28 protein-coding genes are annotated in these 24,647 nt (G+C 63.9%); 18 read left to right on the top strand and 10 right to left on the bottom strand.

The features are described 5' to 3' along the window. The first annotated feature begins 26 nt into the window (after positions 1–26). The gene (locus CEK66_RS17005) at positions 27–1,244 is read left to right on the top strand and encodes a DUF4297 family anti-phage-associated protein (protein ID WP_152237687.1); all 1,218 of its coding nucleotides are present in this window, start codon (positions 27–29) and stop codon (positions 1,242–1,244) included. Between the two features lie 9 nt (positions 1,245–1,253). Beyond that, positions 1,254–2,921, top strand: a complete 1,668-nt coding sequence (locus tag CEK66_RS17000; RefSeq protein WP_152237686.1) for an ATP-binding protein — start codon at positions 1,254–1,256, stop codon at positions 2,919–2,921. A gap of 178 nt (positions 2,922–3,099) precedes the next feature. On the opposite strand, the gene CEK66_RS16995 is transcribed toward CEK66_RS17000, so the two are convergent. From CEK66_RS16995 to CEK66_RS16985, 3 genes are all read right to left on the bottom strand, one after another. Then, a complete protein-coding gene (locus CEK66_RS16995) occupies positions 3,100–3,921 on the bottom strand; it encodes a site-specific integrase (protein WP_152237685.1) in 822 nt (273 codons plus the stop codon). Next, positions 3,894–4,262 carry a hypothetical protein gene (locus CEK66_RS16990; protein ID WP_152237684.1) on the bottom strand — a complete coding sequence of 123 codons (369 nt, stop codon included), beginning with the start codon at positions 4,260–4,262 and terminating at the stop codon, positions 3,894–3,896. The genes CEK66_RS16995 and CEK66_RS16990 overlap by 28 nt, the downstream gene beginning before the upstream one ends. 271 nt (positions 4,263–4,533) lie before the next feature. Next, positions 4,534–4,923 (bottom strand): DUF3693 domain-containing protein, encoded by a 390-nt coding sequence (locus CEK66_RS16985; protein WP_152237683.1) that lies wholly within the window; start codon positions 4,921–4,923, stop codon positions 4,534–4,536. Between the two features lie 128 nt (positions 4,924–5,051). Between CEK66_RS16985 and CEK66_RS16980 the strand changes: the two genes are divergently transcribed. From CEK66_RS16980 to CEK66_RS16930, 12 genes are all read left to right on the top strand, one after another. Beyond that, positions 5,052–5,240 carry a hypothetical protein gene (locus CEK66_RS16980; RefSeq protein WP_152237682.1) on the top strand — a complete coding sequence of 63 codons (189 nt, stop codon included), beginning with the start codon at positions 5,052–5,054 and terminating at the stop codon, positions 5,238–5,240. Continuing rightward, positions 5,240–5,425: a hypothetical protein gene (locus CEK66_RS16975; RefSeq protein ID WP_152237681.1), complete on the top strand. Its 186-nt coding sequence runs from the start codon at positions 5,240–5,242 to the stop codon at positions 5,423–5,425. The genes CEK66_RS16980 and CEK66_RS16975 overlap by 1 nt, the downstream gene beginning before the upstream one ends. Next, on the top strand, positions 5,418–5,606 hold the full coding sequence (locus CEK66_RS20415; RefSeq protein ID WP_193312696.1) for a hypothetical protein: 189 nt from the start codon (positions 5,418–5,420) through the stop codon (positions 5,604–5,606). Before CEK66_RS16975 ends, CEK66_RS20415 begins: the two co-directional genes overlap by 8 nt. Beyond that, on the top strand, positions 5,603–6,682 hold the full coding sequence (locus tag CEK66_RS16970) for a replication initiation factor domain-containing protein (protein WP_226978654.1): 1,080 nt from the start codon (positions 5,603–5,605) through the stop codon (positions 6,680–6,682). The genes CEK66_RS20415 and CEK66_RS16970 overlap by 4 nt, the downstream gene beginning before the upstream one ends. Continuing rightward, positions 6,670–6,984 carry a single-stranded DNA-binding protein gene (locus tag CEK66_RS16965; RefSeq protein WP_152237680.1) on the top strand — a complete coding sequence of 105 codons (315 nt, stop codon included), beginning with the start codon at positions 6,670–6,672 and terminating at the stop codon, positions 6,982–6,984. The genes CEK66_RS16970 and CEK66_RS16965 overlap by 13 nt, the downstream gene beginning before the upstream one ends. Before the next feature lie 3 nt (positions 6,985–6,987). Continuing rightward, positions 6,988–7,191: a hypothetical protein gene (locus CEK66_RS16960; RefSeq protein WP_152237679.1), complete on the top strand. Its 204-nt coding sequence runs from the start codon at positions 6,988–6,990 to the stop codon at positions 7,189–7,191. Positions 7,192–7,196: 5 nt separating this feature from the next. Beyond that, positions 7,197–7,433, top strand: a complete 237-nt coding sequence (locus CEK66_RS16955) for a hypothetical protein (protein WP_152237678.1) — start codon at positions 7,197–7,199, stop codon at positions 7,431–7,433. Positions 7,434–7,714: 281 nt separating this feature from the next. Then, on the top strand, positions 7,715–9,091 hold the full coding sequence (locus CEK66_RS16950; RefSeq protein ID WP_226978653.1) for an A coat protein: 1,377 nt from the start codon (positions 7,715–7,717) through the stop codon (positions 9,089–9,091). Continuing rightward, a complete protein-coding gene (locus tag CEK66_RS16945) occupies positions 9,091–9,411 on the top strand; it encodes a DUF2523 family protein (RefSeq protein ID WP_152237676.1) in 321 nt (106 codons plus the stop codon). The genes CEK66_RS16950 and CEK66_RS16945 overlap by 1 nt, the downstream gene beginning before the upstream one ends. Continuing rightward, on the top strand, positions 9,408–10,571 hold the full coding sequence (locus CEK66_RS16940) for a zonular occludens toxin domain-containing protein (protein ID WP_152237675.1): 1,164 nt from the start codon (positions 9,408–9,410) through the stop codon (positions 10,569–10,571). Before CEK66_RS16945 ends, CEK66_RS16940 begins: the two co-directional genes overlap by 4 nt. A 201-nt stretch (positions 10,572–10,772) precedes the next feature. Continuing rightward, positions 10,773–11,051: a hypothetical protein gene (locus CEK66_RS16935; protein ID WP_152237695.1), complete on the top strand. Its 279-nt coding sequence runs from the start codon at positions 10,773–10,775 to the stop codon at positions 11,049–11,051. A 6-nt stretch (positions 11,052–11,057) separates the two neighbouring features. Further along, positions 11,058–11,261, top strand: coding sequence for a hypothetical protein (locus CEK66_RS16930; RefSeq protein WP_152237674.1), 204 nt, complete (start codon positions 11,058–11,060; stop codon positions 11,259–11,261). 34 nt (positions 11,262–11,295) lie between these two features. Here CEK66_RS16930 and CEK66_RS16925 read toward each other — a convergent pair whose 3' ends face one another. The 7 genes from CEK66_RS16925 to CEK66_RS16895 all read right to left on the bottom strand — a co-directional run bounded on the left by CEK66_RS16925 (position 11,296) and on the right by CEK66_RS16895 (position 19,721). Further along, the gene (locus tag CEK66_RS16925; protein ID WP_152237673.1) at positions 11,296–11,658 is read right to left on the bottom strand and encodes a DUF3653 domain-containing protein; all 363 of its coding nucleotides are present in this window, start codon (positions 11,656–11,658) and stop codon (positions 11,296–11,298) included. 153 nt (positions 11,659–11,811) lie between these two features. Further along, positions 11,812–12,993 carry a VWA domain-containing protein gene (locus CEK66_RS16920; RefSeq protein WP_152237672.1) on the bottom strand — a complete coding sequence of 394 codons (1,182 nt, stop codon included), beginning with the start codon at positions 12,991–12,993 and terminating at the stop codon, positions 11,812–11,814. Next, positions 12,990–15,305 (bottom strand): DUF5682 family protein, encoded by a 2,316-nt coding sequence (locus CEK66_RS16915; protein ID WP_152237671.1) that lies wholly within the window; start codon positions 15,303–15,305, stop codon positions 12,990–12,992. Before CEK66_RS16915 ends, CEK66_RS16920 begins: the two co-directional genes overlap by 4 nt. Before the next feature lie 14 nt (positions 15,306–15,319). After that, complete coding sequence (locus CEK66_RS16910) at positions 15,320–16,402, bottom strand: AAA family ATPase (RefSeq protein ID WP_017910372.1); 1,083 nt, start codon at positions 16,400–16,402, stop codon at positions 15,320–15,322. Positions 16,403–16,428: 26 nt separating this feature from the next. Next, positions 16,429–17,955 (bottom strand): DUF5691 domain-containing protein, encoded by a 1,527-nt coding sequence (locus tag CEK66_RS16905; RefSeq protein WP_152237670.1) that lies wholly within the window; start codon positions 17,953–17,955, stop codon positions 16,429–16,431. Next, on the bottom strand, positions 17,952–19,295 hold the full coding sequence (locus CEK66_RS16900; RefSeq protein WP_226978652.1) for an SWIM zinc finger family protein: 1,344 nt from the start codon (positions 19,293–19,295) through the stop codon (positions 17,952–17,954). Before CEK66_RS16900 ends, CEK66_RS16905 begins: the two co-directional genes overlap by 4 nt. 225 nt (positions 19,296–19,520) lie before the next feature. After that, positions 19,521–19,721, bottom strand: coding sequence for a hypothetical protein (locus tag CEK66_RS16895; RefSeq protein ID WP_017910369.1), 201 nt, complete (start codon positions 19,719–19,721; stop codon positions 19,521–19,523). A gap of 267 nt (positions 19,722–19,988) precedes the next feature. On the opposite strand from CEK66_RS16895, the gene CEK66_RS16890 reads away from it, so the two are divergent. From CEK66_RS16890 to CEK66_RS16875, 4 genes are all read left to right on the top strand, one after another. Next, complete coding sequence (locus CEK66_RS16890; RefSeq protein ID WP_152237669.1) at positions 19,989–20,435, top strand: hypothetical protein; 447 nt, start codon at positions 19,989–19,991, stop codon at positions 20,433–20,435. Positions 20,436–20,726: 291 nt separating this feature from the next. Further along, positions 20,727–22,244 (top strand): ShlB/FhaC/HecB family hemolysin secretion/activation protein, encoded by a 1,518-nt coding sequence (locus CEK66_RS16885; RefSeq protein WP_152237668.1) that lies wholly within the window; start codon positions 20,727–20,729, stop codon positions 22,242–22,244. Positions 22,245–22,278: 34 nt separating this feature from the next. Further along, positions 22,279–24,057 (top strand): DUF2341 domain-containing protein, encoded by a 1,779-nt coding sequence (locus CEK66_RS16880; RefSeq protein WP_152237667.1) that lies wholly within the window; start codon positions 22,279–22,281, stop codon positions 24,055–24,057. Positions 24,058–24,061: 4 nt separating this feature from the next. Then, on the top strand, positions 24,062–24,466 hold the full coding sequence (locus CEK66_RS16875; RefSeq protein WP_152237666.1) for a biopolymer transporter ExbD: 405 nt from the start codon (positions 24,062–24,064) through the stop codon (positions 24,464–24,466). The last annotated feature ends 181 nt before the right edge of the window (positions 24,467–24,647 follow it).

The following is a 24,647-nucleotide window of genomic DNA, read 5'->3' as shown; positions in this document are numbered from 1 at the left end:
CGCGCGGCAGATCACCGCAGGGGGTAATGGTGGCCGATCGGAGCGCAGTTTCTACAATTGCTGGCTATTTCTATCAATTCGATCGCTCGATCCTCAGCATCCTGGGGCTATCCAGTGCGAATGATTCGGTAGCGATCGAATGCATCGAGGATATCGACATCCACACGGCTACGGAAACGACTGCCGTCCAGTGCAAATATTACGAGAAATCCGAATATAATCATTCGGTTATCAAGCCTGCCATCATGTTCATGCTCGCGCATTATAAAGCGGGCCTCACCGCCGGTCGGCCAACGATCCAGTACCAGCTCAGCGGTCATTTTGCGTCCGGGCAAGATAAGTTGGTGCTCCCATTCGATATCAGCTTCCTCAAGACAAATTTTCTCACAACTGCATCAAAAGATAAGACGGTTAAAAAGCACGAAGAGCTTGACGTCAGTGACACGGAGCTTGAAGAATTCCTGAGGGTTCTCTCAATCGACGTGAATGCGGCGAAATTCAAGGATCAGTTTCAGGCGATCATCGAGAGTCTTGTCAAACAGTTCGGATGCTCACCATTCGTGGCAGAATTTTTCTATTATAACAACGCCCTGCGGGTGATCAAGGAACTGGCGATCGAGCCGGACGAGGCTCTGCGCGCCACAACAAGGGCAGCCTTCATAAAGCGAATAGATACATCTTCTTATATCTTTGATGAGTGGTTCATCGCCAAGCTCGGTACGGCCAAATATTATCGCGAGCTACGCAACGAGTTTTTCGCGGCGGGCGTCAATGTCTCCCCGGCCGACCGGCTTTTCATCATCCACCCGGCTGGCGACACATACAGCCGGAACGTGGTCAAAACGCTTCTGAAGACTATCTCCCGGAAATACTCCAAGCTCTCCAAGCGAGATGCAAAGCCCTTTTCGCCCTACGTGCTGCTCGTGGGCATCGATGATAGTGAACTTGCCGGTCTCAAGCAGGAGCTGCACAACGAAGACGTTCGCTTCGTTGACGGCTACGATTTCAAGGGTGCCAAGTTCGACGCCGGGTCGATCTCCCGGCCGGCATCCGCCCACGCCGGTCCGGCCCTGAGGCTATTCTGCGATCTGGCGGAGGCGCGGCAGACCTTTCTGTCGTTCCAACGCTCGCGCGAGATCTACGAGTTCTATCGCAGTCAGCAGGTTGAAGAATTTGGTGATAGCGCTATAAGCCACATCCGGTTCCAGATTCCAAATTACGAAGATATCGACAAGATCATTTAGGGGATAGCTATGAGTGAGGTAAAAGCGGAAGTCGTCGCTGTCTTTCCTAACAAGGTCAAGATCGTCGTCGATGACCTCGAGAATTTCAGGATTGCTGAGGAGTCTCTACGCGTCGGCTCATATTTGAAGATCGCCGACAATGAGAATTCGGTACTGGTCGCCATCATTGAGAACTTCCAGATTCAGGCGCGCGACGACGGCAGCCAGGACTATGTGATCGAGGCTTTCCCGCTCGGCATTCTGCGCGATAAGAAGTTTGAGCGCGGCGGAGACGCCCTCGCGATCCCGCCGAAGACGGTCCAGCCGGCGTCGATCGACGATATTCGCTTGATCTATGGCAGCTCATTACCCGTGCAGGATCGCTTCTGCTTCTCGAGGCTTGCGACGAACAAAGAGGTTGAGGTTCCCGTCGACGGGAACAAATTCTTCAACAAGCATATCGCGGTGGTCGGTTCCACGGGCTCCGGCAAGTCCCACACGGTCGCAAAGATCGTTCAGAAGGCGGTCGGGGCTAAGGGCGACTATACGTTGAACAACTCGCACGTGATCATTTTCGATATCCATTCAGAATATCGCGCGGCCTTTCCGGAAGCGAATTTCATCGACAGCGCCAGTCTGGTACTCCCCTACTGGATGCTGAGCGGTGAGGAGTTGGAGGAGTTCTTCCTCGACACCGAGGCGAATGATCACAATCAGCGCAACGTGTTTAAGGATGCCGTGATCCAGAGCCGTAAGGCGCACTTTACGGGAGCAGATGACGACAAGAACCGGATCCACCTGGACACACCGCTCCTGTTCGATATTCGCGATGTTCTGGATCACGCCAACCATCGCAACACGGAGATGGTCGATACCGGAGAGGTATATGCTTCAAGCAATAAGGAAAAGGCAGGGCAGCCTAAGCTCACGCAGGGCAGCCTTTATGGGCGGCTGACCAACTTCGTGAACCGTCTCGAGAGCAAGATCAACGACCGGCGCCTCGACTTCTTCCTAGGCGAGAAATCCAAGTCGATCTCTTTCGAGGAAACGCTACGGTCCATTCTCGGCTACAGCACGGGCAAGCTGCACAATGTGACCGTTATCGATTTGAGCGGCGTCCCGTTCGAAGTTTTGAGCATCACAGTCTCGCTGATCTCGCGCCTGATTTTCGAGCATGGCTACTTCTACAAGCGCCTGCGTTGCGCCGCCGATCCGCGGGAAAAGGTCAACAACGATGCGCCGATTCTTCTCGTTTACGAAGAGGCGCACAAGTATGTGCCGAATAGTGAACTGTCGAAGTTCCGCGCCTCGAAGATGTCGATCGAGCGCATCGCCAAGGAGGGCCGCAAATATGGCGTTACATTACTTCTCGCGAGTCAGCGGCCCTCGGAGATCTCCGAGACGATCTTTTCACAGTGCAACAATTTTATCGCAATGCGTCTGACCAATCCGGTCGACCAAGGCTACGTTCGTAAGTTGCTGCCGGACTCGCTGGGGACGCTCATCGATAAGATGCCGGCTTTCAAGCAGGGGGAGGCGCTGCTGGTCGGAGAATCGATCGCCCTGCCGTCTGTAGTCCAGATCGAGGCATGCACGGTGGCTCCAGCGTCGACTGATATTCCCTATTGGGATCTCTGGCAGCAGCAATGGAAGGATCTAGCGATCGATAAGATCCGCGACGAGTGGTTGCGCCGCTAACTAGGCGAAGGCGGCGGCAGATGGCAAAATGTTCATGGCCGGTCTGGGACAGCGATCTGCGGATTGGCCAGTGTCGTTCGAACGTACCAAACAATGGTCCGGTTAGGTCCGATATGGGCTGGTCAACTTTGTCCGTCGGCTTCTGAACGCATTGCGCTTTTTTGCGGTCGGGCTCAAATTACTTCAGTAGTCGAGCGGCAGGGTTGTCTTCTGCTGCTCCGGCCTGGAAGTAACCAATCACGCTCGCCACGGAACGGTGCTCAGTCATGGCCATGACTGCAGGCAATGGCGCGCCTTGCTTACCGGCCTCAGTGACAAACCCGGACCGAAGGCTGTGCGCCCCAAAGTCCCCCTCCAATCCTGCCAACCTCGCCCGACGCTTCACGATCGAGGCCACTGAGCCGGGCAGAAGGGCGGGGCCAACCCGTGCCTTCCAGATCCGACGGAAGATCGCTCCCTCTTGTATGTCTGCCGCCTCAAGCCAAGCCGCCAGCGCCTCGGCGCTGCGGCCCAGGATCGGCTTGTCCGGAGTCGAATCCACCTTCACCCCGGCCTGCTGGGTCTTGGAGTACTCCAGCCGGTAGATGTAGCCGTCCTCGCCCACCTTGCGCAGGTCCCGCATGTCCGCGGCTGCGATCTCGCTACGCCGGCGCCCGCCACTGGCAAAGCCAAAGCAGAGTAGGGCGCGATCACGCAGGCCTTCCAGGCTGTCATCGCAGGTCGCGAGCATGGCTTCGAGCTCGGTCCGGGTGATGGCGGTCTTCTTGGTCGGCCGCTCACCGCGTTTGACTGAGGCTCGGCGGGCGCGGCTCAACAGCGTCCTGACACTGGGCAGCTCGCACGGGTTGGCCAAGCGCTTGAGCTTGTGCGCCGTGGACAGCACGGCCACGCGCTGGACCACGGTCGAGAGCTTGAGCGGCCCAATTCTGGCCTTGAGGCCGGCCGCAACCAACGCCCGATCCAACGCCGGTATCAGAAGTAGAAAGAGCCTGCGAAGCACTGCAGATTCAGCTCCAGCATGTGCAGGAAGCGGCGCGTGTTGAGCGCGACACTTTGACCCAGTATGTGCGTGCTACGGAAGACCGTGCACATGCGGAAGTGGATTGGGCACGCCAGGAGACCAAGGAGGCTCAACAGCAACTGATGAGCCTCCGAAAAGAAGCTGCAATGGCCGAACGGCTGCATGACGAGGAGCTCGAGCGCGCGAAGGACACGGTCTCTCAGACTCGCCAGGAACTTACCGTCCAGCAAGCGCGTGCCGACGCGTTGGAGGCACAGCTGGCCAAATTGAACGATCTGCCTGCGGCACTCGAAGCGGCTTGGCACCAACGTGTTGGACACGGTCAGCCCAAGCCTCCTAAACCAGCACGCTCTAGGCGTAGTCGCGGCAAAGTGGCTGCAACCTGACACCGATCAAGCTGCTCTGCATAGCGACACTGGCACGAAGAGCGTCCACGCGTTACTTTGGATCGTGTCCTTGGAGAGGGAAAAAAGCCTTTGAAATCAAGCAGGGGCACGATCCAAGCGAAAAGGACACGAACTAAAGAAACTGACACGGGGACTGACAGATCTGCGGCGGGGATGGCCGGCCGCACACCCGTCCGGGGATACATTAAATTTCGCATAATGTATCGTAGGACCTGGTTATGAAGAGGGCCGGCAGGGCGGCTTCAAGCCCCTGATGACCCCCTGTCTTTGCCGCGATCACCACCAGCGCGACGACCGCGGCCGCCGCGCTTAGCCTGTCCAGTACCGATCGCCATAGCGCCTTTTCCGCCGGGCTTGCTGCTCTTTCGGTGTGGATTCGGGCCAACCATTCGCCCCCGTCCAGTTTTGCCATCCCGCATAGCTCTGCGATGCGTTCGTCTGATAGGTGCATTTCGTCACGGCGGATTTTTGAGATTGCTTGGCGTTGAACCCCCAGCGCTACAGCTAACGCATTGTCCGAAGGAACCCCGCATATTTCTTTGACTTTGTCAAGAAGAATATTTTCGCTATTCATGTGTCGTGACCGGTTGACATGATGTGTCCCGGTCAGGTTACATGCACAACTGTGAACTGCACAGTTCACACCCGCCCCCCGGCACCCCCCGGGGGCCACGGGTCAGGGTAGGGGATTGGGGAAATACCGTGACGAATCACGAATATCAGGTTCAGCAGCGCGATGGTCGCCGCTGGGTCGTCCTTGAGGCGCACCCGGATCGTTTCACCGCCTATGAGCGCAAGTTCGAGCACGTGGCCGATGAGGTGATCCGTGGTCGCATGTTCGCCATCGCGGTGCGTGACTTCCGCGTCCGTCAGGCGGGGGATATTTCGTGATGAGTCACGATATTTTCCTTGTCCAGGCTGCGATCCTTGCCGTTCTTGCCCTCTACTTCCTCTTTCGCGGCTTCCGCGCCTACCTGCGTTGGTCTGACCGTCGCTTTGATCAGCAGCTCGAGGCTGAGTTTCGCGCGTTCTGTATGGTCGAGGAAGCGAAGCGCGAGGTGCGCCGCCGTGCGTGAATCCAAGGCGCCCGCGCAGCGCGTCCAGCGCATCATCGTGCCGGTCGCGCCGCACCGGCCTGACCTCCTCGAGCTCTCCGCCGTCGTCATCCACGTGGACGGCCAGGCCGTCACGCTTGGTGACTACTGGGTCGCTGTGCGCATGCAGGCTGCTGCTGCGCGCTTGGAGCGTGGCGCATGACCGCGCTTCACGAATTTTCACCGGTCGAACCGGTGAAAAATGCACATGACCTTGGCCCGGGGAGTAACACGGGCCAAAAAGGGCAACCGGCACCGGTTCGGCAGCACGCGGTGACGGTGGACTTTTTGACCGTCGTCTTCAATCGCGACCGACTTGAGGCGGCGCGTAAGCTCAACCTGCGCTACTTGTTGCAGTGGATCTTCGGTCTTGACCCGCGCGACGTGTTCATGGGGCAGATCCACGCGAAGCGGTGGCAGTTCTATCGTTCCAGCGCCCCGATCATCGACGCCAACGGCGAGTTGGTGGGTCGTTTCGGCTGCGAGGGCAACGGCGACACGATGTGCGTCAGTCTCTCTGGCGCTGCTTGTCGCTATATCCGCAATTGGCGGCACGTCGAAGTCAATTTGCAGCTTGTCGGCGCGCGCATCACGCGCTGCGACATCGCGTATGACGACTACGACGGTGTCCTTGGCACCGTGCGTGATCATGAAGCGCTCGCGCGCGCCAACATGTCCGATACCGGCGGCTGTCTCCTGTTCGGTTCCGGCCCTGGTGCGCCGCCTAAGACCCGTTTCATGGATGACCACGGCAACGGCGATGGCTGCACGCTCTACGTCGGCGGCAAGGGCCACAAGCAACTCTGCATCTACGAAAAGGGCAAGCAGCTAGGCGTGTGCGAATCGCCCTGGGTGCGCTACGAAGCGCGCCTGTATGGGAAGCACGCCGAGTTGTCGCTCGACATGCTCACCGATCCGATGCGCTATCTGCGCGGCTCCTACGCGTACATGGAGCGTTTGCTCGCCAGGGTAGGGCAGGGCGTCGCCACCGCCGTCAAGATCGCCAAGCGCACCGTAGAAGCGACCGCTGAGGCCATGGTGCGCTGGGCGCACCGCCAGGTCGGGCCAACTCTCCATTGCCTGCGCGAAGCGCTGGGCGACCAATTCGGCGACTTCGTCGTCAATCACCTGGCGCGGGAAGGGCTGCCCTCGCGTTTCAAGCGTGCCTGTAAGGCAGCCGATCTGCCCGCCTACGTGCGGGAAACCTTAGTCAAGAGGGAAATCCCATGTCCATTGTGAGGGTCAAAGATGACCGCATCATCGAGCGCCGTGTCGTCATCAAGGGTGTGCCGCAAATCTTCCGTGAGCAGCGTGCGTGTGTCCTGCTCGGTGGCGGCTACGAAACCACGTTCAACGTCGGCCTCGGCGATGGCCCCTGCTATCAGGTGGGCGATTACGTCATCCATCCGGACAGCTACGGCAGCGGTCAGTACGGCGACGTGACGCTCAAGCGGATTAAGCTGTGGCCGCTCGCCGTTGCGCTCAAGGAAACCGGCGCGACGGTTCCGCAAGTCGTCGGCGCTTCGGCGAAGGCGGCGTGATCCATGGCGCGCGTGCTGACCTGCATTGATCCTGCGCCCGCTCAGGACGGCACGTGCGCGCAAACCGCGTGGGTCGATCAGAGCGACTGGACGACCCCGTTACCCACCATTGAACAAGCCGCGGCGGTGGGGAGTGCGTACTTCATCGGCTTGATGACCCTGGCAGTCGCGAAAGCGCTGCTTTTTCCGAAAACCACAGAGGAGTGACATCTATGTCCAACATCATCAACACCCTGAACCGCGCGTTCGGCAGCGCCAAGACCGCCGTCGTTGTCGGTCTCACCGCGCTGACCGTCATGCCCGGCTTCGCCATGGCTGCCGGCGATTTCGATGGCTCCGACATCATCTCCAAGGTCGTGACCTACACGGCCGTCGGCGTCTCGATCCTGGGCGCGTTCGCTCTGGGCCGCTGGACCCTCAAGGCCCTGGGCATCATCGGCGGCCGTTAATTGTGATTCGTCACGAAAAAGGGGAGGGGTAGCCCTCCCTTTTTTTTATAGGGGAGCTTTTATGGAAGGGTTGATCGTACTGTTGTTTTTGATGCATGCCGCGCACGTGTGCGCTTCCGGACACTGATATGCGGTGGCTCGCTCGCTACTTCGCGCGTGCCGTGGTGCGCCGCGTCGCATATGCTTGCGTCGCGGTTTGTTTCGCTTTCATTGCGCAGACGTGTGCGTCTGCAAAGGCGGCGTCGCCTGCTGATTTTGGGTGTCAGGATCCCAACTCGTCCGTGTGTGACGAAGGCATTGCATCCGCTGTTGCCAAGCGCTACGGCGATGCCGCAGCCAAGGAAGCTTCTGACTCTTCGTGTGCGTCTTCGCCTAACGGCACGTATTGCTATGTCGGTTGCTCAAGGCGTGCCGACTCTATTTCGTATTCTGGTTTTTATGCGCAGAAAAGCCAGGGATGTAGTGGTAACGTATCCGGCATAGGCACTTTCTATTTCAAGGGAACATGCGCTGATCGTAACCAAAACAAGCTTGCTGACGCTGCGCCTTGGTATTCGCAGCCAAGTAGTTGCATCGGTGGATGCCAGGTGCAGGGAACGCCCTTTGATAGCACTTCTGGTGGCGTCAAGATTTATGGCATGAAGGATCGAACGTATAACGGCAAGACCTGCGTTGCACCCAATGGGACCTCCGATATATCGAAGGATAATGCCGACAAGGAAGACGCGACTAAGAAGAAGGAAAAGGAGTGCACTGCGCTTGGCTCTGGGCAGACGGCTTGTTTGGCGCCTAACGGCGATTATTGCGCCACGTCGTCTACTGGCAAAACTTTTTGCTGGGCCCCTAATGAAACTGGTAAGAAAACAGACGGTTCTGATGCCCAAGTAAAATCGCCAAAGGGTGAGCCGGTTACGCCTCCTAGTGTCACTATTAAGGATCAAGAGTGGCAGCGTAATGAAGGGCATCAGAATACTGCTTGTGTTAATAATACTTGCACAACCTATAACGTCACGAATTATTCTAGTGTTCCGTCTGGCACGTCCAAGAATTCGACTGGCGACAATTCTCCAGATGGTTCGGGTAATTCGTCCGGCAATGGCGGAAAGGATGCTGGTAGTAAGGATAGTGATAAGGATACTGACAGTGCATCTGACAGTGGCAATTGCACCGCGCCCCCTGCTTGCGTTGGCGACACTTTGAAGTGTTTGCAGCTTAAGTTCACCTGGAAAATTCAATGTAATACTGATGCCGGCGAGGTCACTGCTGGCACTACATGTGCCGATTCTGACATCCCCGTTTGTGCTGGCGCTGGTTGCAAGTCCGCGCAGTATGCGCAGGTGCTGCAGCAGTGGCGCCAGCGTTGCGGCATGGAGGCCATAGCGCAGGGTATGGCTAATCGCGCTGCCGCCATCTCCAACCCTGACGATGAGGGTGTGGTTGACGGCATTTGGAACGGCAAGCCTGCTGGTTCCGGCTTAACGCTTAGTCAGTCGTTGGTGAGTGTGGGTGGCGGCGGTTCTTTGTTGCCTGACGTTTCAATCGAGGGGCATCAGTGGGTTGTCCCGCAGGGCTTTTATGATGCGATAGCGGCTATCAGGATGGTGATTATTGCCATGTGCACCGTAATGGCCATGTTCATCGTCGGGAGGAATATTTGATGTTTGATTGGGCCAAGGATTTCGCAAACAACTTTTTTGAAAATTTCGCGGACACCATTCATAAGCTAGTAAAGCTGCGTGCGGCAATTTGGCTTGGTCGCCTTCTTTCTGCGGTCGGTCTTGGTTTTGCCGCGCAACACTTTATTTATGACCCAATTATTGAGTATGCACAGAATGCTTGGTCCGCGATACCGGCTTCTATCGCCAATTGGGTCCATGCTCTTGGTATAGACGCTGGCGTTTCTATTATTTTGAGCGCTTATGGCATTCGCGGTGCTGAGCGTATTTTCATTCAACGCAAGAATCAGGCGGCCACATGATCGGTGATACTGCATCTATTTCGTTGCTTACTGGTTTGCCGGGTGCTGGCAAGAGTTTGCGTTTGGCGCAGGCCATTTCCGTGCTTGTGGAAAAGGGCGAGCATGTTTATTACTCCAATATTGATGGCCTTAAAATTCGCGGCACTACGCATTGGCCTGATCCTAAAGATTGGCGCGATCTTCCCTCTGGCGCAATTCTGTTTGTCGATGAGGCTCAGCACTATTTTCCTGCTAGGCGTAGCGGTGATCCTCCGAATGAAGTGATTATGAATAAAATCCGGCACGATGGCATACGTCTAGTGCTGGCGACGCAACAGCCCAATTATCTTGATACCTATTTGCGCGGACTGATTGGTTTCCATGAGCATTTGCTGCGCTGTAACGGCAAGGAAGCCAGTTTTATTTTTAGAAATAACACTGTTATGGAGGAGGTTAGGGCGCCCATTAAGCGCATTAAGACCCTTTATGATTACAACACTTGGAATTTTCCGAAGCAGTATTTTGCATGTTATGAATCTGCTGAGGTGCACACGGTTAAATATCAAATGCCGGCTCTCGTCAAACGCGCTTTGATGATCCTTCCCATCGCTGTCATCTTGGCTGTCGGCGCTTGGTACACCGTTTTCCGCGATAGCAGCCTGGCGCATGCCGGCGAGCCGGACAAAAAGACGCCGCCTTCGGCGGCGTCGCTGTCCGGCACGCCGGCCGCCGCGTCCTCTGTCGCGTCCGTGTCTAGCGCCGAGGGCTATGTGCAGATGCTTGCGCCGATGGTGTCTGATGTTCCTTGGTCTGCGCCTGCATTCGTCGGCCGTCCCGTCGTGAGCGACCCGCACGTGTATTGCATGAGCACCGAGAATAGCTGTCGATGTGTCACTGAGCAGAACACTAGGGTTCAGACGATCCGCGATGATGTCTGCCGCGAGATTGCCCGAAATGGTGAGCCGTACAACCCGTTTAAGGCGCCGCCGCAGCCCGCTCAGGCTCAACAGGTGGTGCAGGGCGGGCAGGGTAGTGACGATGCCTCTGGTGCTCGCCATACACAGCCTGCGCAGCGTCCTGCGTCGATCATTTCCAAGCAGACGCGCGCGCTTGGCACGTTCCCCGAGTCGAAGCCTTATCCCAGCTCCAGTGTTACACCGCCTACTACCCTTGACATGTAATTACGTGACGCGTCACTTATAACTACAGATCATCAGACATTCGTGACTCGTCACGATATAATGGATCCACACAAAGAGGATGGGCGCCATGAACGCTACGCAAGCACTTGTCGGAATCCAGGGATTGCTTCTTCTCGGGTTTGGTGTGTTCCGCCTCTACCTGTTCCTTTTCCACCGCGCCAAGGACAGTGAGTAAACGTGATGCGTGACGAAAAAGACCCCGGCACCCTGGAAATGCCCCTGCGCGGTCGACCTGGTCGACCGCCGGCCGACGGCATCGCTGCCAAGACCGACGCCGAGCGTGCGGCCGCGTATCGCCAGCGCAAGGCCAAGCGGCTGAGGGTAGGGCATGCCCGACCGGCTCAGTTGTCTGATAGCCTGCTGCTGGATCTGATCCGCAAGAGCATCGACAACGGATCTTCGCGCGGCACTGTTGCCCGCCTCGTTGCCGAGTTGGCCACCCGCTACCCGAAGGCGTGACGCGTCATGGAAATGGCTAATATCGACTGGTTGGCTACCGCTCAACTCGTTGCCGTCATAGGGCTGTCTTTCGCCGGCCTCGCCTCCGGCATTCGCGCCAGTCTGCGCCTGCGGCGTCTAGAGCGTGCCCGCCGTGTTCGGTATTCCGAGGCCTACATGCACCGCGTCTATCAGCGCGAGCGCGAGCAGTTCTACGACCCGTTCGACTAGGGTGTAGGGGGCATCGCCCCCTACGGTCAACGCCTCACCCGCGCCAGGTACGCCGGCGCCCACGACCTGGTCGGCGCACCTGGCCAGGCTCGCACCTCGACTGACCACCTTCTGCTGACCGCTCTTGCTGCCGGCGCCGCAGCACGTCCCGCAGGTAGATCACTTTCCGCTGCGTGGATCTCGCACTGCGAGAATCGTTCTCATCTTGGCCTCGAGGCCGACGCGCATCCGCCATCATCTGCCGCCACTCATGCGCGATGTTGCAGGTGAGCGACCACCACACCATGTCCTCGGGGTAGAGGCTGTATCCCTCAGGGGTCCACATGTGCCCGAGCTGGAAACCAAAACCGGCCCAAGGGCCGGTCAGTTCGGTGCGTTCGGTGGGGTCAATGGTCATGCTGGCTTCCATGGTTGCCTGTGGGCCATGTAGTGGCGCACAGCCAGGCTGACGACAATGCCAAGGCTGGCCACCAGCAGAATTTCGCATAATGTATCTTATGTAAGAAGCCTGAAGTAGAAGCAGCCCCGGACACCATCAGACCCACCAACCTCACCGCACCGTCACCAATCCCTGCGTCCCCGCCCACTGCTGGATGTCGTCCCGGCGGATCGCCGCGGCCATCAGGCCTGGGAAGGCATCCGGCGTGCAGGCGAACGACGGCACGCCCAGCGCCGCCAGCTTGGCCGCCAAGGCGCGGTCGTAGGACGGCGTGCCTTCGTCGCTGAGGGCCAGCAGCACGATGAACTGCACGCCGGATTCGACCAGTTCGCGGGCGCGCGCCAGCAGCCGCTCCTCGACGCCGCCTTCGTACAGGTCGGAGATCAGCACCAGGATGGCGTTGTGCGGTTCGCGGACGATGCCCTGGCAATAGCTCACGGCGCGGTGGATGTCGGTGCCGCCACCCAGTTGCACGCCGAACAGCAGGTCCACCGGATCGTCCAGTTGCTCGCTCATGTCGACCACTTCGGTGTCGAACACGACCAGGCGCGTGGACACCGCCGGCAGCGAGGCCATCACCGCGCCGAAGATGCTGGAATACACCACCGAGGCGGCCATGGAGCCGCTCTGGTCGATGCACAGCAGCACTTCGCGTTGCGGCTTCCTGGCCTTGCGGCCGTAACCGACCAGGTCCTGCGGTACCACGGTGCGCAGGTCGGGTTGCCAGTGCCGCAGGTTGCTGCGGATGGTGCGGTGCCAGTCGATCTCGGCCAGCCGCGGGCGGCGGTTGCGGCGCGCGCGGTCCAGGGCGCCGGTCACCGCCGAGCGCATCGGTTCCTCGAGCTGGCGCAGCAGGCTCTCCACCACCTGGCGCACGACCATGCGCGCGGTGTCCTTGGTCTGCGCCGGAATCACCTGGCTCAGGCCGATCAGGTTGGCGACCAGGTGCACGTCGGGCTGCACCTGCTCGAGCATTTCCTTTTCCAGCAGCATCTGGGTCAGATCCAGGCGCTGCAGGGCGTCGCGCTGCATCACCTGCACCACCGACGAGGGGAAGTAGCGGCGGATGTCGCCCAGCCAGCGGGCCACACTAGGCGAGGAGGCCCCTCGCCCGCCGCGGCGCCCCAGGCCGCCTGGGCCGTCGGGCTCGTACAGCGCGGCCAGCGCCTGGTCGATGCCCTGCAGCGGCTTGGGCAAGGCGCCGCAACTGGATTCGGCCTCCTGCCCCAGGATCAGGCGCCAGCGCTGCGCGCGCGAGGTGGGCGTGTCGGGTGTGGATGGCGTGTCGGTCATGCGGGCAATCCCAGCAGTTCGCGCAGCGTCGGCACCGCGCGCTCGGCGCGGGCCAGGTTCCAATCGGGGACGACAGCGGCCTCGGTTTTCTCCACCGGCGCCTGGCGCACGCGCGTTCCCAGGTCGCGGCGGTCGGCGGGCTGGAAGGCGGCGAAGGTGCGCCGCACCAGCGGCAGCACGCGCACCAGTTGCGCCTCGTCCAGCGCCACGACCCAGGCGTCGATCATCTGCCACACGGCATCGTCGTGCAGCAGCACGGTGGCGTTGCGGTTGAGGAAGCCGTCCAGCCATTGCGCGGCCTGCAGCGGTTCGGCACCCGGCGACAGGTGCTGCTGCAGTTGCAGGTGCACGGTGGTGCCCTGCACCGCCTGGGTGTCGAACAGCAGCCGCAGCGCAACGCCCTGCAGCAACGCGTTGCATGCCGGCGACAGCGCCACGCGTTGCAACGCCTGTTGCCAGTTGGCGCTGCCGTCCGCATCGCCGCGCAGGCCGATGGCGCGATCGGCGTCCAGGACGATGCTGCGCGCCTGCTCGGCGCGGGCCTCGTCGAGGCTGGACAGCGCCAGGGTCAGGCCGATGACCGCGCGCGCCAGCATGCTGTCGAACAGGTGCGCGACCTGGCGGCCCTCGGTCTGGCGGACATTGCCGTAGCGGTACACGTTGGCCAGTGGCGGCAGTGCGCCGAGCAGCGCCAGTGGGTCGGCATCGGTGGCGGCGCGGGCCTCGAGCTCGGCGGCGATCGCGCTGACCGCCTGCGGCAGGTCGGCCAGCAGCACCTGGTCCACTAGCGCGGACAGCGCCGGCAACGCCTCGGCCTTGCGTGCCTGTGCGATGGCCATGCTGGACGCGGCATCGGCCAGGGTCTGCCCGTGGCGGCTGGCTTGCACCAGGTCCACCAGGAACTGCGGCTGCCAGGCCAGTTGCCAGATTTCGTGGAAGGTGCCGCGTGCGGACTGCCCGGTGCGCGCCAGCCGGCCCCATTCGATGCCGATCAGGCGCAGCCGATGCAGCAGATGGCTGCGCGCCAGATCGGTGTCCTTGCGCAGATCCAGATCCAGGGTCTTTTCCAGCGCTTCGGGTTTCAGGCGCAGGCGCTTCTGCTGCGCCTCCAGGTCGCGCTGCAGCGGCACCGCCGGCACGCTGTCGGGCACCTGTCCCAGGGCGTCGCCGATCATCAGGCGCTCGCGGATGAGCCGCATGGGCGCGTCGTCGCCGTTGCAGATGACCGCGCGGCTGGCCTCGGCGATGTCGTCCAGGCCCGGGGTCGGATGACCACGCAAGGCGGCCAGCGTGTCGGCCAGGCGCGTGGCCTCGATCAGGTGCGCCGACGAGCAGTCGAGTCCGTGGTCGCGCAACAGGCGCCCCACCCGCGCATACCAGCCGACGGCGCGTTGGTCGTGGACGCCACTGCTGCGCCACAGGTGGTCGTACCAGCCCGGCGCTTCCACGCCGGCGCCGTAGCCGCTGTCCATGCTCAGGTGGCGATAGGTCCATGGCACCCAGGTGCTCTGCGTCTTGCGCTTGGGCATGGCCTTGAGCAGGCGGCTGTCCGCGGTGGCGCTGTTGGCGCGCAACGCCGCCGGCTGCAACGCCGGCACATGCCAGGCGCCACAAACCACCGCGACACGCGTGAACGCCTTGCTGGCGCTGCGCAGCGCGCTGCGCATGTGGGCTTCGCGCACGGCCTCGTGTTCGCCGCGCAGGCCGGGAGGCTCCGGCGTGTGTTCGCGCACGGCGGCCATGGCCTCGGCGATGGCATCGAACAGCCCCTGCCCGTCGCCCCGCTCTTCCACCATGTGGTTCCACCAGGCCTCGCCGTCGGCATGGCCGGCGGCGCGCGCCAGCCAATCCAGCGGATCGGACGGGCGCACCTCGGCGCGCTCGTCCTCGGGAGCGTCGGCGTCGTCCTGCGCCGGTGGCGGCGTGTCCGCCGGCTCCGACGTTTGGTCTGCAGGCGCAGCCACGCGCTCGGCACGCGCCTGCGCCTGCCATTCCAGGGTCAAGGCCGGCGGCACGTCCATGAAGCGCACCGCCACGCCGTTGCGCAGCGCCCAGTGCATGGCCTGCCATTCCGGGGAGTACGCCGCATACGGATGGAACACGGCCAGTTGCGGGTCGTCGACGCAATAGGACAGCAGGGCCACCGGCGGCTGCATGCCCTCCTCCAGCACGTGCGGCAGCAATGCTTCGGTACCTGCCGGTCCTTCGATCAGCACGCAGTCCGGCTGCAACGCCGTCAACGCGGCCACCAGGCTGCGCGCGCAGCCGGGACCGTGGTGGCGAATGCCGAACAGGGAGATGGCTTCGCTCATCGAGGCCGGCTCGCTCAGGCCTGCTCGCGGAACGCGCGGTACAGGTCCTTCCAGTCCTCGCGCTCCTTCACCACGGTTTCCAGGTATTCCTTCCACACCAGCGCGTCCTGCACCGGATCCTTGACGATGGCGCCGATCATGCCGGCGGCCATGTCGCCGGGGCGCAACACGCCGTCGCCGAAATGGCCGGCCAGGGCCATGCCGTTGTTGATCACGGAAATGGCCTCGGCGGTGGAGAGCGTGGCGGTCGGGCTCTTCAGCTTGGCCTTGCCGTCTTCGGTAACGCCATTGCGCAACTCGCGGAAGATGCGCACCACCCGCGCCACTTCCTGCAGCGCCGGCGGCTCGGCCGGCAGGTCCAGCGCCGCGCCCATTTCGGCCACGCGCTTGCGCACGATCGCCACTTCGTCCTCCTCGCTGGACGGCACCGGCAGGATCACGGTGTTGAAGCGGCGCTTCAGCGCGCTGGACAGTTCGTTGACGCCCTTGTCGCGGTTGTTGGCGGTGGCGATCACGCTGAAGCCGCGCACCGCCTGCACTTCGCTGCCCAGCTCCGGGATCGGCAGGGTCTTTTCCGACAGCACGGTGATCAGCGCGTCCTGCACGTCGGCCGGAATGCGGGTGAGCTCCTCGATGCGGGCGATCTTGCCCAGGCGCATGGCCTGCATCAGCGGACTCGGCACCAGCGCCTTCTCGCTGGGCCCGTTGGCCAGCAGCTGCGCATAGTTCCAGCCGTAGCGGATCTGCTCTTCGCTGGTGCCGGCGGTGCCCTGTACCAGCAGCGTGGAATCGCCGCTGATCGCCGCGGTCATGTGTTCGGACACCCAGGACTTGGCGGTGCCCGGCACGCCGAACAGCAGCAGGGCGCGATCGGTGGCGATGGTCGCCACGGCCACTTCCATCAGGCGGCGGTCGCCGATGTACTTGGGGCTGACCACGAAGCCGTTCTCCAGCGTGCCACCGAGCAGGTAGGTCACCACCGCCCAGGGCGACAGCTGCCAGTTGGCAGGCCGCTGGCGGTTGTCCTGGCGGCGCAGTTCCTCCAGTTCCTCGGCGTATTGATGTTCGGCGTGCTGGCGCAGGACGGCAGTGCTCATGAGGTCTCCAGTGAAAGGCGTGAGGATCAGGATGCGGCGTGCAGGCTCTGGCGCAGGACCAGGAGCTGGCGGGCCTGCTGCACGCAATCGAGCAAGGCGGCGCTGGCGTCCGCGGCCGGATCGGCCACCCGCACCCGCGGCAATGCGGATGGATGCAGGACGGCGAGCAGTTCCAGCAGCGCGTCGCGCAGCAGATAGTCGTGGCGCAGCATCGGAGCGCCGAACAGCGAGCCCAGGTCTGTCGCCAGCGACTGCGAATAGGCGGCGCTCAAGTGCTGGCCGTGGGCGGTGCCGGCCAGCACCTCGCCGAGCAGCGCCTGCTGCTGCAGTTGCGCGGTACTCGGCGGCCAGTAGCGCTCGCGCCGCTCCGGCGGCAGCAGGGCCAACAGCTCGCTCGGGCTGCGCTGCCGTTGCTCCACGTCGAGCAGGGCTTCCACCCAGGCCGGCTCGCTGGCGTCCACCTGCTCCAGCCAGGCACGCAGCAGGGCGGCGTCCCACTCCGTGGTGCGGGACCAGGCCAGCACCTCTTGCGGGGTCTTCTCCAGCGTGCGGCACCACCAGGCGAGCGGCAACTGCCGCGCCAGTTGATAGAGCCACCAGGCGCGCTCACCGAGCGCGTCGCTGTCGGGCCGCTTGCTGTCGATGGCCGCCTCGTTCCAGCCGGCATCGGCCGCCCTCGGCGCCTCCAGGGTCCAGCTCACTCGGCGCAACAGGCCAGTGCGCTGCTGTTGCAACACCGCCGACATCTGCGCCTGCAGGTACTGCGCATGTGCGGTGGACGACAACCGCGCCAGCATCGGCCCGGCCAACTGGCGGACCTCGCGGCTGCGGTCCTTCAGCAGTTGCTGCAGGAACGGCGCATCGGCCTCGCACAACTGCGGCTGTAACGCATCGACGCAGGCGGCGCGTTCACGTGCGGACAGTTCCTTCTGCGCGTCCTGCAGGCGCTGGCGCGCGCCGTCGGGGTCGGACGCGCGCAACTGCCGCAAGGCCAGCAGGCGCGCATCGAACGTGCCCTCCTCCCAGATCCGCGCCAGATCGGCAGGCGTCTGCGCCGCCGCTGCCGCATCGGCGGCGTAGGTCCACTCTGCATTGCGCGCCGCAAGCCAGCGGCCACGCGCGCCCAGCACCGGGCGCAATGCGCCCCGCAGCGCGCTCAGGCGCGCGCCTGCGTCCAATGCCTGCGGCAGTACTGCGACCGGCAGATGCTGGCCGCGTGCGGCCAGTTGCAGGCAGGCTTCGTGGCGAAGGCGTTTCAGCCACGCTGCGGGCTGCGCGCTGGCGAACAGCGCCCGCAACAGCGGCACCCAGGCATGGTCTGCGGGCAGCGCTTGCGGATCGGGCGGCGCGGGCGGCGGTAGCGGCAGTGGCGCGCCGAGACGCAGCGCCGCACGCCGGCAGGCGGCCAACGCGCCCACCTGCAGGCTGTAGCCCAGTGCGGCATCGTCCTGCGTGGCGATGGCGGCGAGCAGCTCGCCGAGTGCGCCATCGAGAGCAATCCGTTGTGCGCGATCGATACCCAGCAGCGCCGGTTTCAACCAGGCCTCGTTCATGCCGCGCTCCTTTCCCAACGCTCGCTCTGCGCGTTCCACGCGCTGAGCGGCCACAGCGTGTCGCCGTCCCACTCGCCCATCAGGCAGACAGGATGACCGCCAGCGAACGCGAGCAGCGCCCAACCCTGCATCGCGGGCAGCTGCAGCGGCAGGCTGCCTTCGCTGTGCTGCGCCCGAACGCTGCGGCCGTCGTGCGCGATCTGCGCCTCCTGCAGGCGCATCGGCACCTGCGGCAGCCATGGGTTGAGCGCATGCGCACGGGCGGCGGCGTCCAGGGTGTCGGTGCGCGGCAGCGCGGCGCCAGCCTCCACGCCGGCATCGAGTTCGCCCGGCACGGCGCGCAACGGCACCGTACCCGGATGGAAATGCAGGCAGCCGGCATGTACATGACCGTTGCGCCACTGCTGCTCCCATCCGCGCCCGCCGTGGCTGTACTCCTGCAGCAGCGCGGGGCGGCCGCTGTCCAGGCCCTGCAGCCACACCCGGCGTTCCAGCAGATTGCCCGGCTGCTCGATCAGGTGCTGGCCCTGCACATGCCAACGATCGTGCACCGCCTCGCCTTCGCGCAACACGGTGTCGCGCTCCAGCGGCCAGCCCAGTGCGGCACGCAGGTCCGCCTGGCGCGCGGCGCTGAAAGCCCCTGCGCGCGGCACCGCCTGGGCCAACAGTTGCAACAGGCCGAGGCGTTCGCCGAGGTCGGCGAGCTGCGCGAGATCGCGGCCGCCCTCGCCCACGGCACGCTCCAACTGCGCGGCCAGGCCGGAAGCCTGCGCATCGACCATGCGCGCCATCATGCGCCGCGCGTCCTGGTCGAACTCCGCGCCCAGATTGGCCAGGCCCTGGCGGAACTGGTCGGCGATCCAGCGTTGCAGTTCGGCCGCGCCGGCCTGCATGCGCGCCCAACGCGCCTGTTCGCGCCTGGCCGCCGCCGCGGCCTGGACCTGCGGATCGGGCGGCGGCTTGCTGGCGGCGCCCTCCTCCTTGCGCGCCGCGCGTTCGCGACGTCCCTGCATCCATTCCTCGACCCAGGCCGGGCGGGTGCCCGCCACGCAGCGCGGGTTGCCGTCGGCATACAGCAGCAGCATGGCCAGCCCGTGCTTGCACGGAAACTTGCGGCTGGGGCACGAGCAACGGCTGACCAGTGCAACCAGGTCCACCTGGGTCTGGTAGGGCTTGGCGCCACTGCCCTGGCATTCTCCCCACAGCACCTCGGCGTCGGCGCCGAGCAGGCCCCACTTCCCGTCCGTGGCCAGGCCGGCGGCCGCCTTGGCCGATGCCGGATCCGGCGCAAGCGCGAGGACCTGCTCGCGCGTGAGTCGCACTTCCATATCCTTACTCATCTCAGCGTCTGGTCGATGATAGCCGAGGTTGTGTGGCAATCAGCGACATGGTCGGCGCCGGACACGCGGCACGCGGGCGGCTGCCTCGTTGGCTCGCCGACCGCGTGTGCCTCGGCGCTGACAACTGGGCATGCGACGCCGGTCGATGGCGCCTGTCATTCCCTCGCTGGCTGCGGCATCACGCACCCCTCGCATGTCGCACTGCCGCACCTGCGGCCGTGGGGTTCAGCCGCCCCGCGCCAACCGCCGTCGGATCTGGGCGCGCTGTTTCGCGCTGAACGCAGCGGCGTGGGTCTGCAGCAGCGCGATCACCGCCGTATGCGCCGCCTCGGTGCGGCGTTGCAGTTCCCGGGTGGCGGCGTGCTCGATGGAGCGCCATTCGGCGGGGGTGGTTCCGGTCGGGATGGCGGTGCTGGCTACACGCATTGCGGGATCCGGTTGCGGCATGGGGCGGCCGATGCAGTGTCGACCTTGCCTCACTCTACCGCCAAGCGATCGTCATGGGGGCGAGTGGCGTAGGCGGCCCTGCGCAGGATGGCATCTATGCTCGGCGATCCGGACTGGTCGTCGCCGCGGACACGTCAATCGCCACATAGCGCTTCTGCCTGGTGCGGCGATCACCGTACGCAGTCGCTCCACGATGTCCGTTGCCGTCGCACGTGCCTGGCGATCTGCACGCAACGCGCGGCGAGGATGCAAAAGCCCGCAGCGGCATTCGCTGATCGCAGCCACAAGCCGGCGCGCCGCGCAGAACCAGGCGCGACCGCCCTGCTCCATTCAGATCCAGGAGGACACACCGAGAGCGGCAGCGTCGCGTCGTGGGCGGCTGCCAACACCGCGGCGATCGTCGGCATCGAAGCTGCAGCCGTTGCCGATGGGGCTCGCGCCGAGCGCAGCACGCCGCGGCCGGTGCGCGGACTGGAGATCGCAGCACAGCGCCGTCACGAGGGCAGGCAGTCGGCGCGTTGTCGCCGCGTGTGCGACAGCGCCTCGCCGATCGATGCACCGGGCGCCCGTGCGCCCGATCGGCACATGAGTGGTCCGCTGCCCGCAGAACGTGCCATGGCTTTCGTCGCGTTCGCGATCGATACCGCATGGCAGCACCCACATATTGGATCATTATGTAGACAAACGTTTTGACGTGATGCGTTGTATTTCAAATCGGTGTCCCCGTGTATTTGGGGATTGCATCCATATAATCCCGGGTTCGTCGCGCATTCATATCGTAGATATCGCGGAATTATTTCAATCAGGCACCGCTTGTTGCACGTGACGTCATAAAACTTTTTGGTCGCGGTCATCCTTCGCTTCTAAGTTCCCGCCGCATTCGAGGCGATCTTTCCAGCGGCGCTCTCGCCGCTTGCGCAGGACAGGGGATGTTTGCAGATGCAGTGGCGATTCTTCGCGGCGCTTGGGGCGGCCGCGTGCGGCATGCCGCACGCCTGGGCCAGCGATACGCCGATGGCGCGGTTCGATGTCATGGCCTATCAAGTCATCGGCAACACCACGCTGGGCACGGCAGATATCGAACGTGCGGTCTATCCGTTTCTCGGACCGCAGCGCAGCGAAGCCGATGTCGAGGCGGCGCGCGCGGCATTGCAGGCGCTGTACGCGGACAAGGGGCTGGCCACCGTCGCGGTGAGCATCCCCGAACAGGACGCCGGAGGCGGCCTGGTCACGCTGCAGGTGAGCGAGCAGCGCATCGGCCGCTTGCGGGTCAATGGTGCGCGATATTTCTCTCCCGACGCGATCGCCAGCGGCGCGAACTCGCTCGCCGAGGGTGGTGTGCCCGACTTCGCGGCGGTGCAGCGCGATATCGTGGCCTTGAACCAATGGCCCGACCGGCGCGTCACGCCCGATGTCAAACCCGGCGCGCGGCCGAATACGGTCGACGTCGATCTCAACGTCGACGACAGCCTGCCGCTGCACGGCAACCTGGAACTCAACAACCGCAACAGCGCCAACACCGCAGAGCTGCGCCTGAGCGGTTCGGTGCGCTACGACAATCTATGGCAGCGCGGCCATAGTTTCACCGTCTCCGCGCAGACCGCGCCACAGCATCCTTCCGATGCCCGGGTGGTGTCGGCCTCGTACCTGGCGCGCTTCGGCGCCTCGCCTTGGTCGTTGCTCGGCTACGCGGTGCGCAGCGACAGCGAAGTCGCGGCGATCGGCGGCTTCAACGTGATCGGCAACGGCAGTCTGTACGGCCTGCGCCTGATCCGCACGCTGCCGGGCGATGCCGGCTTCTTCCATACCTTGAGCCTGGGCGTGGACGACAAGGATTTCCGCGAGGACACCCTGTTCGGCGGCGACCGCAGTTCGGCACCGATTCACTACCTGCCGCTCAGTGCCGCCTACAGCGCCACCTGGAGCACGCCGCGCGGCACCGATACGCTGGAACTCACCGCGACGATGAACGTGCGCGGCGCCGGCGACGATAGCGCGCGCTTCGACGTCAAGCGCTACCAGGCGCGCGCGAACTTCTTCCATGTGCGTGCGGATGTGTCGCGGACCCGCAGTTTCGCCGGCGATTACCAGTGGTCGGCGCGGCTGCAGACGCAACTGGCGTCCGAACCGTTGATCAGCAACGAGCAATTCAGCATCGGCGGCATGGACAGCGTGCGCGGCTACTTCGAAAGCCAGGCGCTTGGCGACTACGGCGCGGCGGGCCAGTTCGAACTGCGCAGCCCCTCGTTCGCCTCTGCCGCCGGGCGCACGGTGCAGGACGCGCGCCTGCATGCCTTCCTCGACGCCGGCTACGTGCGCATCCATTCCCCGCTCCCCGAGCAATTGGCTAGCGAGACGCTGGTCAGCACTGGACTGGGCGCGACGTTCAAGGCCTTCGAACGTCTCAACGGTGTGCTGGAAGTCGCCGCCCCGCTGTCCAGTCCGAGCGGGCAGAAACAGAAAGACATCAACGTGCTGTTCCGGCTGTGGAGCGAGTTCTGATGCCGGCGTCGTCAACCACCAATCGGGGTAGATCGTGATCAGACTGCGTATGTGCGTTTTCCTGGGGCTGTGGCTGCTGGCGCTGCCGGCGCTGGCAGCGACCTGGTGGGACGGCAAATGGAACTACCGCGCCAAGCTCAGCGTGGACACCACCTCCACCGGCGCCGCGCTGACCCAGCCCGCAGGACGCACGCAGGTGCTGGTGCGCTTGCACTCGGGCAACTTCAATTTCGCCGACGCCAAGGCCGACGGCAGCGATGTACGCTTCGTCGCGGGCGACGACCGCACGCCGCTGAAGTACCACTTCGAAAAATACGACGGGCTTGTCGACCAGGTCGCACTGGCCTGGGTCGACCTGCCGGACCTGCCGGCCAACGCGACGACGCCGCTTTACGTCTACTTCGGCAACCCCGAGGCCAGCGGCGGCAGCGATCCCAAGGGCAGCTACGACGCCGACACGGTCGCGGTGTACCACTTCGCCAATGCCCAGGCCGCCGGCAGCGACAGTACCGCCTACGGGAACAATGCCGGCGCACCGCTGGCGCTGGCGGACGCGGCGCTAATCGGCGCCGGTTTGCGCCTGGACGGAAGCGCTCCGGTGCAGGTCCCCGCGTCGGCGTCGCTGAATTGGCCGGCGGCGCAGGCGGCGACCGTGTCGTTGTGGGCCAAGCCGGCCGGCGCCGGCGCATCCGGCGTCGTGCTGGCGCTGTCCGATGCCCTGGTGCTGCGCCTGGAGGACGGCAAGGCCGTCGCGGAGCTGGGCGGCACGGCGGCGCCCGCGCGCATTGTCGCCAGCACGGCGGTGGCGGCGGATACGTGGGTGCACCTGGCGTTGCGCAGCGACGGCAAGACCAGCACCCTGTTCGTCAATGGTCAGCCGGCCGGCCAGGCCGCCGCTGGCCTGCCGGCCAGCAGTGGCGGCGTTTTTCTCGGCGGAGCCCCCGGTGCGGCGCAGCAGAACTTCATCGGCCTGCTCGACGAGGTCGAGATCGCCAAGGTCGCGCGCCCGGTCGGCGCGATCGAGGCCGCGGCGCGCAGCCAGGGCGTGGATGCGCGACTGCTGCGCTTCGACCCGGTCGAGCAGCGCAGCGGCGACGGCGGCCATGGCTACTTCGGCATCCTGATCGCCGCGCTGACCCCGGACGCCTGGGCGGTCATCGTGATCCTGGCGTTCATGGCGCTGATCAGTTGGTGGGTGATGGTGCGCAAGGGCCTCTACCTCAACGCCACCGCCGGCGCCAATGCGCGCTTCCTCGACGCGTTCCGCCAGCAGGCCGCCACGCATCCGCTGCACGCGCCGCACTGGCAACAACTGGGCAGCGAGGCCGGTACGCGCTCCAACCTGGCGCGGTTGCTGCAGGTCGGCCAGCAGCAACTGCGCGAGCGTCTGCAGGCCAGCGGCACCGGCATCGTGCGCACGCAATCGATCGCCGCGATCCGGTCGGCACTGGATGCGGCAGCGGTGCGCGAGGGCCAGCGCATCCACAAAGGCATGGTGCTGCTGACCATCGCCATCTCCGGCGGCCCATTCCTTGGTCTGCTCGGCACCGTGGTCGGGGTGATGATCACCTTCGCCGCAGTCGCGGCGGCGGGCGACGTCAACATCAATGCGATCGCTCCGGGCATCGCCGCGGCGCTGCTGGCCACGGTGGCCGGCCTGGCCGTCGCGATCCCGGCGCTGTTCGGCTACAACTACCTGCTGAGCCAGGCCGAAGCGGTCTCGGCGGACATGCAGGTGTTCGTCGACGAACTGGAGAAGCGTATCGCCGAAGACTACGCCGGCGACGCGCCGGCGCGCGTGCGCGAGGGCTGAGCCGATGAAGGTGCAAGGCAAGAAGCCGTACGACGACATCAACATCACGCCGATGCTGGACCTGGCGTACGTGCTGCTGGTGATCTTCATCATCATGACCACCGCGGCGGTGCAAGGCATCAAGGTCGATCTGCCCAAGGCCAGCGCGGCCAAGCCGCTGTCCGAGCCGAAAACCAAGGTCATCGCGATCGACAACAACGGCCAGATCAGCCTGGATGCCGTGCCGGTGAGCATGAGCGAACTGGAGCAGCAGTTGCGCAACGCGCTGGCCAGCGACGCCGAACTGCCGGTGATCCTGCGCGGCGACCGCAGCGTGCAGTACGAGAAGGTCATGGCCGTACTGGATCTGTGCAGCCGGCTCGGCATCGCATCGATCGGCCTGGCTTCGCAACGGCCGGCGGCCGGCTGAGATGACGCCGATGCCGCCCTCGCCCGTGGCTCCTGCGCGACGCTGGCTGCTGCCGGGCGCAGGGCTGCTGGCGCTGCTGTTGCTCGGTTGGCTGGCGACGATGCTGTTGCGTCCGCATCCGGTCATGCCGACGCGCGCGCAGCCGCCGCGCATCACCCAGGTCATATTGCCCCCGCCGCCC

Source organism: Xanthomonas sp. LMG 12460 (assembly GCF_009192895.1).
Lineage (GTDB): Bacteria > Pseudomonadota > Gammaproteobacteria > Xanthomonadales > Xanthomonadaceae > Xanthomonas_A > Xanthomonas_A sontii.
This window is presented reverse-complemented; position numbering and strand designations above follow the sequence as displayed.

Bases quoted from the DNA above. Each gene is read 5' to 3' on its own strand.
- CEK66_RS17005 (WP_152237687.1), top strand. From the start codon at position 27: ATGGTGGCCGATCGGAGCGCAGTTTCTACAATTGCTGGCTATTTCTAT.
- CEK66_RS17000 (WP_152237686.1), top strand. From the start codon at position 1,254: ATGAGTGAGGTAAAAGCGGAAGTCGTCGCTGTCTTTCCTAACAAGGTC.
- CEK66_RS16985 (WP_152237683.1), bottom strand. From the start codon at position 4,923: ATGAATAGCGAAAATATTCTTCTTGACAAAGTCAAAGAAATATGCGGG.
- CEK66_RS16975 (WP_152237681.1), top strand. From the start codon at position 5,240: ATGAGTCACGATATTTTCCTTGTCCAGGCTGCGATCCTTGCCGTTCTT.
- CEK66_RS16970 (WP_226978654.1), top strand. From the start codon at position 5,603: ATGACCGCGCTTCACGAATTTTCACCGGTCGAACCGGTGAAAAATGCA.
- CEK66_RS16965 (WP_152237680.1), top strand. From the start codon at position 6,670: ATGTCCATTGTGAGGGTCAAAGATGACCGCATCATCGAGCGCCGTGTC.
- CEK66_RS16960 (WP_152237679.1), top strand. From the start codon at position 6,988: ATGGCGCGCGTGCTGACCTGCATTGATCCTGCGCCCGCTCAGGACGGC.
- CEK66_RS16955 (WP_152237678.1), top strand. From the start codon at position 7,197: ATGTCCAACATCATCAACACCCTGAACCGCGCGTTCGGCAGCGCCAAG.
- CEK66_RS16945 (WP_152237676.1), top strand. From the start codon at position 9,091: ATGTTTGATTGGGCCAAGGATTTCGCAAACAACTTTTTTGAAAATTTC.
- CEK66_RS16940 (WP_152237675.1), top strand. From the start codon at position 9,408: ATGATCGGTGATACTGCATCTATTTCGTTGCTTACTGGTTTGCCGGGT.
- CEK66_RS16935 (WP_152237695.1), top strand. From the start codon at position 10,773: ATGCGTGACGAAAAAGACCCCGGCACCCTGGAAATGCCCCTGCGCGGT.
- CEK66_RS16930 (WP_152237674.1), top strand. From the start codon at position 11,058: ATGGAAATGGCTAATATCGACTGGTTGGCTACCGCTCAACTCGTTGCC.
- CEK66_RS16925 (WP_152237673.1), bottom strand. From the start codon at position 11,658: ATGACCATTGACCCCACCGAACGCACCGAACTGACCGGCCCTTGGGCC.
- CEK66_RS16920 (WP_152237672.1), bottom strand. From the start codon at position 12,993: ATGACCGACACGCCATCCACACCCGACACGCCCACCTCGCGCGCGCAG.
- CEK66_RS16915 (WP_152237671.1), bottom strand. From the start codon at position 15,305: ATGAGCGAAGCCATCTCCCTGTTCGGCATTCGCCACCACGGTCCCGGC.
- CEK66_RS16910 (WP_017910372.1), bottom strand. From the start codon at position 16,402: ATGAGCACTGCCGTCCTGCGCCAGCACGCCGAACATCAATACGCCGAG.
- CEK66_RS16905 (WP_152237670.1), bottom strand. From the start codon at position 17,955: ATGAACGAGGCCTGGTTGAAACCGGCGCTGCTGGGTATCGATCGCGCA.
- CEK66_RS16900 (WP_226978652.1), bottom strand. From the start codon at position 19,295: ATGAGTAAGGATATGGAAGTGCGACTCACGCGCGAGCAGGTCCTCGCG.
- CEK66_RS16895 (WP_017910369.1), bottom strand. From the start codon at position 19,721: ATGCGTGTAGCCAGCACCGCCATCCCGACCGGAACCACCCCCGCCGAA.
- CEK66_RS16890 (WP_152237669.1), top strand. From the start codon at position 19,989: ATGCAAAAGCCCGCAGCGGCATTCGCTGATCGCAGCCACAAGCCGGCG.
- CEK66_RS16885 (WP_152237668.1), top strand. From the start codon at position 20,727: ATGCCGCACGCCTGGGCCAGCGATACGCCGATGGCGCGGTTCGATGTC.
- CEK66_RS16875 (WP_152237666.1), top strand. From the start codon at position 24,062: ATGAAGGTGCAAGGCAAGAAGCCGTACGACGACATCAACATCACGCCG.